At 64.0% G+C, this 8,508-nt stretch carries 8 protein-coding genes and 1 pseudogene; 3 read left to right on the forward strand and 6 right to left on the reverse strand.

Annotated elements, in window-relative coordinates:
* The 4 genes and pseudogenes from EOA38_RS20160 to EOA38_RS20180 all read right to left on the reverse strand — a co-directional run.
* Nucleotides 1-606 (reverse strand): annotated as a pseudogene (locus EOA38_RS20160) (ABC transporter permease); the annotation flags it as partial.
* A gap of 226 nt (nt 607-832) precedes the next feature.
* Nucleotides 833-1,831, reverse strand: coding sequence for an ABC transporter ATP-binding protein (locus EOA38_RS20170; RefSeq protein ID WP_127300043.1), 999 nt, complete (start codon nt 1,829-1,831; stop codon nt 833-835).
* A gap of 178 nt (nt 1,832-2,009) precedes the next feature.
* Complete coding sequence (locus EOA38_RS20175; protein ID WP_126090472.1) at nt 2,010-3,164, reverse strand: ABC transporter substrate-binding protein; 1,155 nt, start codon at nt 3,162-3,164, stop codon at nt 2,010-2,012.
* Between the two features lie 209 nt (nt 3,165-3,373).
* Nucleotides 3,374-4,219 (reverse strand): class I SAM-dependent methyltransferase, encoded by an 846-nt coding sequence (locus tag EOA38_RS20180; RefSeq protein WP_127300044.1) that lies wholly within the window; start codon nt 4,217-4,219, stop codon nt 3,374-3,376.
* A 75-nt stretch (nt 4,220-4,294) separates the two neighbouring features.
* On the opposite strand from EOA38_RS20180, the gene EOA38_RS20185 reads away from it, so the two are divergent.
* Entirely contained in the window at nt 4,295-4,777 is a 483-nt protein-coding gene (locus EOA38_RS20185) for a helix-turn-helix domain-containing protein (RefSeq protein ID WP_127300046.1), read from the forward strand.
* Between the two features lie 6 nt (nt 4,778-4,783).
* Here EOA38_RS20185 and EOA38_RS20190 read toward each other — a convergent pair whose 3' ends face one another.
* Both EOA38_RS20190 and EOA38_RS20195 read right to left on the reverse strand, forming a co-directional pair.
* Nucleotides 4,784-5,689, reverse strand: coding sequence for a LysR substrate-binding domain-containing protein (locus EOA38_RS20190; RefSeq protein WP_127300045.1), 906 nt, complete (start codon nt 5,687-5,689; stop codon nt 4,784-4,786).
* Nucleotides 5,690-5,744: 55 nt separating this feature from the next.
* Nucleotides 5,745-6,509 (reverse strand): DeoR/GlpR family DNA-binding transcription regulator, encoded by a 765-nt coding sequence (locus EOA38_RS20195; protein WP_126090475.1) that lies wholly within the window; start codon nt 6,507-6,509, stop codon nt 5,745-5,747.
* Between the two features lie 384 nt (nt 6,510-6,893).
* On the opposite strand from EOA38_RS20195, the gene EOA38_RS20200 reads away from it, so the two are divergent.
* Together EOA38_RS20200 and EOA38_RS20205 are read left to right on the forward strand one after the other, a co-directional pair.
* Complete coding sequence (locus EOA38_RS20200) at nt 6,894-7,790, forward strand: phosphotransferase family protein (protein WP_126090476.1); 897 nt, start codon at nt 6,894-6,896, stop codon at nt 7,788-7,790.
* The coding region (locus tag EOA38_RS20205) for an FAD-binding oxidoreductase (RefSeq protein WP_145966006.1) at nt 7,787-8,508 on the forward strand (722 nt) is incomplete at its 3' end. The genes EOA38_RS20200 and EOA38_RS20205, both read left to right, overlap by 4 nt.

An 8,508-nucleotide genomic window follows, 5' to 3' on the forward strand; every position in this document is an offset into this window, starting at 1 on the left:
GACATAGACGAAGACGATGAAGGCGCCGGTGAAGGACACAGACAGCGAGTTGCCGCCGACGATGGGCAGCGACAGCCAGCCGTCCAGAAGCCAAAGCAGGTTCAGCTTGGCCAGCAGCCAAGTGAGGATGCCTTCCTTGGCGAGGATCAGCTTCCAGGCATAGATCTTGACCAGGTAGCTCGACCAGAGCGGCAGCATGACGCCGAGATAGAAAAGCGCCTTCCAGCGGCCGCGCGCATAGCGCGCCGCATAATAGGCGATGGGGAACGCCACGACCGCCGAGGCGAGCGTGACGAGCGCCGCCATCGTCACCGTGCGCAGGATGATGTCGAGATTGGCGGCCTGGAACAGGTCGCCATAGGTCTTCAGCGTGAACTCGCGATTGATGAGGCCGGAGAACTCGTCGATCGAGAAGAAGCTCTGCAGGAGCAGCGCGAAAAGCGAGCCGATATAGACGATGCCCAGCCACAGAACCGGCGGCAGCAGCATCAGGAAAAGCAGGAGTTTCGGCCGGCGCCAGAACAGGTCGGAGAAAGCGCCGCGCAAGCCGCCGCTGCCGGGCAGGATGGCAGGGGCGGGGTTGGAGTTGAGCGCGGCGATGGTCATGGGGCGCCTGCCGCGTCGATTGGATCAATGGCGGTAAGGCCGAGTTCCTTCGCACCCCCCTCTGTCCTGCCGGACATCTCCCCCGCAGGGGGGGAGATCAGCAGCTTGTCTGCCTTGCCAGTTCTGCAACCTTGGAAGTTGGCGAAGCCAATGGTGACAGCCAATCTCCCCCCTTGCGGGGGAGATGTCCGGCAGGACAGAGGGGGGTGCCTCGCGCAAACCGTGCTCATACCTGTTCATCCATCAGATGCAGGTGCTCGCGGTTGAAGGTGAGCATCACCGCCTCGCCCTCCGCCGGCAGCGCCGTGCCCGCCGGCACCACGGCGTGCAGCCTCAGCCCATCGGCATCGAGCGCCAGCCTGGTGGTGGCGCCGAGATAGTTGGTTCCGACCAAGCGGGCGGCAACGCCGTCGCCGCTTGTCGCTTGGGTGACGCGGATGGATTTGGGCCTGAGACTCCCCCAGCAATGCTGGCCGGAATAGCGCTGGACGAAATCCGGCGGCAGCACATTCGATGAGCCGACGAAATCGGCGACGAAGCGCGTCTTAGGCCGCTGGTAGATATCCTCCGGCGTGCCGACCTGCATGATCCTGCCGTCGTTGAAGACGGCGACGCGGTCGGCCATGGACAGCGCCTCGCCCTGGTCGTGGGTGACGAAGACGAAGGTGATGCCGAGCACCTTCTGCAGCGACTTCAATTCCTCCTGCATGTTCTCGCGCAGCTTGAGGTCGAGCGCGCCGAGCGGCTCGTCGAGCAACAGGACCTTGGGCTGGTTGACGAGCGCCCGGGCAAGCGCGACGCGCTGGCGCTGGCCGCCGGAGAGCTGGCTGGGACGCCGGGCGCCATAGCCCGGCAGTCGCACCAGCGACAGCGCCTCTTCCGCCGCCTTCAGCCGCTCGGCCTTGCCGACGCCCTTGACCATCAGGCCGTAGGCGACGTTGTCGAGCACGTTAAAGTGCGGGAACAGCGCGTAGTCCTGGAAGACGGTGTTGACGTTGCGGCGGTAGGGCGGAAACCCTTCGGCGCGCTCGCCGAAGATCGAGATCGATCCCGCCGTCGGCTGCTCGAAGCCGGCGATCAGCCTAAGACAGGTCGTCTTGCCGGAGCCGGACGGCCCGAGCATGGCGAAGAACTCGCCCGGCGCGATGTCGAGATCGACCGCATCGACGGCACGCACGCTGCCGAAATGGCGCGAGACTTGTTTGAAGGAAACGGCGGAGGTCATGGGCCTGTCAGTCGGTTGCCGGGTTAAACGAAGGCGGATTCGCGCGACGCCCTACCTCCCCCTTGTGGGGAGGTCGCGGCGAAGCCGCGGGTGGGGTCGATTGGCAACGAACTGCCGCGCTAGCCCCCACCCCGACGCTGCGCGTCGACCCTCCCCACAAGGGGGAGGGTAAAAGCGATCACCGCCCGCCGATGACGCCGATATAGTCCGACACCCAGCGGTAGTAAGGCACGCACTGGTCGTTCTGGCTGGCGCATTTCGACACCGGCGTCTTCCAGAACTTGATCTTCTCGAAATTGTCGTAGCCGTTGGTCTTGCAGCCTTCCTCGCCGAGCAACTCGTTACCCTTGCAGGCGGCCGGCACCACCGGCAGCGAGCCGAACCAGGCCGAGACGTCTCCCTGGACCTTGGGTGAGAGCGAGTGCTCGAGCCACATATAGGCGCAGTTCGGATGGGCGGCGTCGGCCTCCATCATGGTGGTGTCCGCCCAGCCGGTGACGCCTTCTTCCGGCACGGTCGAGGCGACCGGCTTCTTGGCGGCGACAAGCGTGTTCACCTGATAGGGCCAGGAGCCTGAAGCAACCACGCCTTCGTTCTGGAAGTCGTCGACCTGGATCGCGGCGTCATGCCAGTAGCGGCCGACCAGCGTGCGCTGCGTGCGCAACAGATCGAGCGCCGCCTTGTACTGGTCCTCGGTAAGCTCGTAGGGGTCCTTGATGCCCAGTTCCGGCTTGTGGAACATCAGGTAGTTGGCGGCGTCCGCGATGTGGATCGGGCCGTCATAGGCTTGCACGCGACCCTTGTTCGACTTGCCGTCGGGCAGCTTCATCTCCTCGAAGACGACGTTCCAGCTCTTGGGCGCTTCCTTGAAGACGTCGGTGTTGTACATCAGGATGTTCGGGCCCCACTGGTAGGGAACGCCGTAGTGCACCTTGTCGACGGTGAACCAGGGCGCGTCCTTCAGGCGGTCGTCGACCGTCTTCCAGCTCTTGACGAGGTCGGTGTTGATCGGCTGCACGCGCTTGCCGGCGACGAGGCGCAGCGAAGCATCACCCGAAGCCGTCACCAGGTCGAACCCGCCCTCGTTCATCAGCGAGACCATTTCGTCCGACGTGTTGGCGGTCTTGACGTTGACCTTGCAGCCGGTCTCCTTCTCGAAGGCAGACACCCAGTCATAGTTCTTGTCGGTCTCGCCGCGCTCGATGTAGCCCGGCCAGGCGACGATATTGAGCTCGCCCTCGCCCTTGCCGAGTTCCTTGACCTGGGCGATCGCCTGACCCGAGAAGGCCAGCGCAACCGTCAACGCCGTGCATGACTTCAGGAATGCATTCATCATCGATCTCCCATTTTGGCGCGTGACCCCGAAACCGCTTCGGTTTTCGAAAAGGATCATGCGCAAACCTGAACGCCAGAGCTCAGTGCCCCGACAGCCGCGCTCCCGAGCGGCTTTTGTTCCCTGGCGAAAAAGTGCTGTGAAAAATCCGGTTTCGCAAATTCATTTATCAGAAAGTCGATATCGGTTTTTCCGATAGACGGACGCCTTCAAGCCGCCGCCGTCACCAGCCAGCAGGCGGCATTGAAGCGAGCCTTACCGTCCTCCACGAAAGGCGCGAATGCACCAGGCAAGACCGTGGTGATTTTTTCGGCCGTTGCCCGGTTTACCTCGCGCAGCGCAGCGCCGACCGGCCCCAGCCGGGTGACATATGTCATCAGATCGCCTTCGGCGATCTGACACAGGACGTCCGCCTGTTCGACTTTGATTGACGACCAGCCGCTCGCTTCAAGGATCCGCTTCACCTTGGCGCCGTCGGCAAAGGCAAACTGCCCCGGCGCCTCGGGGTCTGGCACGGGCGCGGGCGGCAGGAAAGGCGCGGCCGCTCGCGCAGCGGTCGTCATGAAATCATTCTCGACCGGACTGCGCCAAGCGACAAAGGCGAGTTTGCCACCGCGCCTCGCGGCTTGTCTTATGTTGGTGAACGCGGCCACGGGATCATCGAAGAACATGACACCAAAGCGCGAGACAACAGTGTCGAAGCGCGCTGATTCGAACGCATATGTCTGGGCATCGCCCACTTCAAAACTTGCATTTGCCACCTTTTCCAGCCGCGCGCGCTCCGTCGCCAGGGCGACAAGCGGCTGCGAGATATCCAGCCCAACACAACGTCCGTCGTTGCCGACGCGGCGCGCCATCGCCAGAGTCGTGGCGCCGGCGCCGCAGCCGATATCCAGGACATTGCCCCCTTCTCCGGGATAGCCGGCATCCACTACGAGGCGCTCGAACGGCGCCAGTACCCCGTCGAGGATCGGCTGCATCTCGACCCAGGCCTTTCCGCTGACGTCATTCCAGAGAGCTGCTTGCTGTGTGTTTGGCTGCGCGGATTGCGGCATAACGGACCTCGCTTTCTGTTGCTCTCGCCGATCGTCGCGAGCACTCTACGAGTTCAAGCCGACTTGAGGTCAAGCATGAAAGATATGGACATTGCCGAAGTGTCGCGCCGCACCGGCGTGCCCGCCTCGACACTTCGTTACTACGAGGAGAAGGGCCTCATCGCCTCGATCGGCCGTCGCGGCCTGCGCCGCTTGTTCGACCCGGCCGTCCTGGAACGGCTCGCCTTGATCGCGCTTGGACGAGCGGGTGGATTCGCACTGGACGAAATTTCCTCGATGCTGACGCCCGACGGTCTGCCGAAAATGGATCAACGGCGCTTGGATGCCAAAGCGAACGAACTGGACCGGACCATCCAGCGCCTGACCGCGATCCGAGAGGCTTTGCGTCACGCCGCCCGATGTCCGGCCGTCCGGCCGATGGAGTGTCCGACGTTCCGGCGCGCCGTCAGGCTGGCCGGTGCCGGCCGCTTCGAGGTTGCTCCGACCGGTCCGTTCAAGGCGGAGGCGGTTCCCGCAACAAGGCGCAATCGAAAGACTGGCGACGTCAGCCTGGAGTAGGTCACACTAGCGGCGGACCATGCGCTGCGATTGGGCGAGGCCGATGAAATCGCGGGCGGACTGCGGCAGGCTGGAGCCACGGCGCCAGACCATGCCGACCTGGACGACCGGAAGCGAGCCGGAGATATCGCGGGATTCGATGCGGTCGCCTTCCAGCGACCAGGGGCGGTAGACGAGGTCGGGCAAAAGCGCCACGCCGGCGCCGGTGGCAACGAGACTGCGCACGGCTTCGACCGAGCGGGTGCGGAAGGCGACATGGGGTCTCGCGCCGATCGCCGACAGCAGCTTGCCGGTGTTTTCCTCGATCTCGTCGACGGTCAGCATGATCAGCGGCTCGGACGCGATATCGCCGATACCGATGATGTCGGCGCTGGCGAGCTTGTGGCTGAGCGGTAGCCAGAGCCGATAGGCGGAGACCTCGAGGATTTCGGACTGCAGCGCGGTGCGGTCGCGCAGATTGGAGGTGACCATGACGGCGATGTCGAGCTTGCCGCCAACCAGGAGGTGCTCGAGATAGTCGCCATTGTCCTCGATGGCCGAGACCTCGACGCCGGGATAGGCGCGGCGGTAGCGCGCCAGCAAATCGGAAAGCACATAGCCGGCGACCAGCGAGGTGACGCCGAGTTGGAGCCGACCGCCGGCCGTCAGTTGGTCGCCGAGGAAGGCGCGGCGCGCATCGGAGACATCGGCCAGGATCTTCGTGGCGTGGCGCAGGAACTGATGGCCCTTGTGGGTGATGTTCAAGCCCCGCGGATGACGCTCGAACAATTCGACCCCGAGATCGCTCTCCAGCTCCTTGATCGCCTCGGTGACCGATGATTGCGAGATGGAGAGGTTCTGAGCGGCGCCCGACACCGTGCCCTGCTCGGCGACGGCGACGAAAAACTGGAGCTGGCGGATGGTGAAGGCCATGGCCGGACTAAACACCGGCCCGGCCGGGAAGGGAAGGCATTGGCAGCTCCCAGCGCTAGGCCGCCGCGATGCTGAGACGCGCGCCAGCCTGGCTGAGCGCCGCGGCGATGTCGTGCGGCGGCGGCTGGTCGGTCGCGAGCTCCGAAAAACCGTCGAAGCCGCAGACCTGGACCAGCCCTTGCCGGCCGAACTTGGTGTGATCGGTGACGACCAGCGAACGCTGGCCGCGCGACAGCACCATGCGGGCGAATTCCGCTTCCGCGAGCTCATAGTCGGTAAGGCCGGCGACGGCATCGACCGCGCCAATGGAGATCACCGCGTGGTCGACGGAGAAACGGCTGACGAAGTCTATCGCAGTAGCACCGAAGGCGGCACCGGAATCGCTGCGCAACTCGCCGCCTGCCATGTAGACCCGGTTGCCGTTCACGGTCGCCAGTGTGCGGGCGATGTCGGACGAGTTGGTGACCACCGTCAGCCGGCGATGGCCGAGCAGTTCGCGCGCCAGGAAGGAGGTAGTGGTGCCGGTGTCGAGCATGATCGATTCGCCGTCGCGGATGGTGGCCGCGACCATGCGGGCAATCAGGCGCTTGGCCTCGGCATTCTCGCGCATGCGGCGCTCAAACGGCGCCTCGCCGGCCATCGACGGCAGGCGGACCGCCCCATGCATCTTGAGCAGCGCTCCGTCATCGGTAAGCGGCTTGACGTCGCGCCGCACCGTCTCCAACGACACGCCCAGCCGTTCGGCCAGGCTGGCAATGGTGATCGTGCCCTCCTCGCTGAGGAGCCGCAGGATCTCTCCATGCCGTTTCGAGTGGATCATAGGGACGTCCGGGATTTTGACCGATTCTAAGGCATTCCTAACGCTTTTAAAGGAATTGCTCATATTTTCGGGCAAAACACCCAGAAAAGGTCACAGCTTTCGATTGACAGCCGCGTCGCACTGGCGTGAGATCATTCTGTGACAGGCTCGGAACTGCCACGGGAGGGTGATGGCAGAGCCGCAATCGACCGACCAGATCTTCTGGAACGTGCTTGGCGCGAGTTTTTTTCGAATCCGCGGGGGCGGACGCCGGGATCCTGAACCTGGCCAAGGGGCTCGTCGGTGCGGCGTGGGATATCGATCCCAGCGTCTCGCACCGACGAGGCTTTTGTGTTCTCTCACACCATCGCTTTGTCGAAAGCCGGCTGGAGCAGGAACAAACCCGTGAGTGCTCCGGTAGTAGCAGAAGACCGCATCCGTGCCCTGCCCTGCTGGACCGGCAGCATCGAAATCGAGCCGCTGCCGGGCGGTCTCAGCAACGCCAACTATGTCGTCACGGACGGCGCCGGGCGGCATGTCGTGCGCTTCGGCCAGGATTTTCCATTCCATCATGTCTTTCGCGAGCGCGAGGTGATGACGGCGCGAGCGGCGCATGCGGCGGGCTTCGCGCCGGCCGTGCACTATGCCGAACCTGGAATTCTGGTGACGGAATTTCTCGGCGCCAAGACCTTTCTCGGAGAGGATGTGCGCGCCAATCTCGGCCGGGTGGCGGCGCTGCTGCGCGGCTTCCACCGTGAGATGCCCAACCATGTCTCCGGCGCCGGCTTCATGTTCTGGGTGTTCCACGTGATCCGCGACTATGCCCGCACGCTGGACGAAGGCGGCAGCCGCAAGAAAGAGGAGCTGCCGCGTTATCTCACGCTGGCGGACGAGCTCGAACGGGCGCAGAAGCTGTTGCCGATCGTCTTCGGCCACAATGATCTTTTGCCGGCGAATATCCTCGACGACGGCAAACGGCTGTGGCTGATCGATTTCGAGTATGCCGGCTTCAACACCGCGATGTTCGATCTCGCGGGGGCAGCCTCCAATGCCGGCATGAACGACGATGAGTCCTTCGCCTTCCTCACCGCCTATTTCATGAAGGAGCCGGACAAAGAGATCCGCCGCTCGCATGCGGCCATGCAATGCGCCTCGCTGCTGCGCGAAGCGATGTGGAGCATGGTCTCCGAGCTCTATCTCGACGCGCCCGGCATCGACTACGTCGCCTATACCGAGGAGAACCTCGTGCGGCTCGACGCGGCGCTGGAAAACTACCGGACGAAATACGGAACCAGGCCATGACCTTGCCCAGCCATGCCGGGATCGTCGTTATCGGCGGCGGCATCATCGGCTGCTCGACCGCCTATCATCTGGCGCGCGACCACAAGACCGACGTGGTGCTGCTGGAACAGGGCAAGCTGACCTCGGGCTCGACCTGGCACGCGGCCGGCCTCGTCGGGCAGTTGCGCTCTTCGGCCTCGATCACGCGCGTGCTCAAATATTCTGTCGAGCTCTACAAGGGGCTCGAGGCCGAGACCGGGCTGGCAACCGGCTGGAAGATGACCGGTTGCCTCAGACTCGCCACCAATGCCGACCGCTGGACCGAGTTCAAGCGGCTGGCGACGACCGCGAAAAGCTTCGGCATGGACATGCAGCTCTTGTCGCCGGCCGAGGTGAAGCGCATGTGGCCGCTGATGGAAACAAGCGACCTCGTCGGCGCATCCTGGCTGCCGACCGACGGCCAGGCCAGCCCTTCCGACATCACGCAATCGCTCGCCAAGGGCGCGCGCATGCATGGCGCCAAACTGTTCGAGAATGTGCGCGTCACCGGCTTTACGATGAAGGACGGCCGCATCACGGCGGTGAAGACCGAGAAGGGAGACATTGCCTGCGACAAGGTGGTGAACTGCGCCGGGCAGTGGGCAAGGCAGGTCGGCGCGATGGCCGGCATCAACGTGCCGCTGCAGCCGGTCAAGCATCAGTATATCATCACCGAAAGGATCGAGGGGCTCGCCAACGA

The organism is Mesorhizobium sp. M1E.F.Ca.ET.041.01.1.1, from assembly GCF_003997355.1.
In the GTDB taxonomy this organism is placed as follows: domain Bacteria; phylum Pseudomonadota; class Alphaproteobacteria; order Rhizobiales; family Rhizobiaceae; genus Mesorhizobium.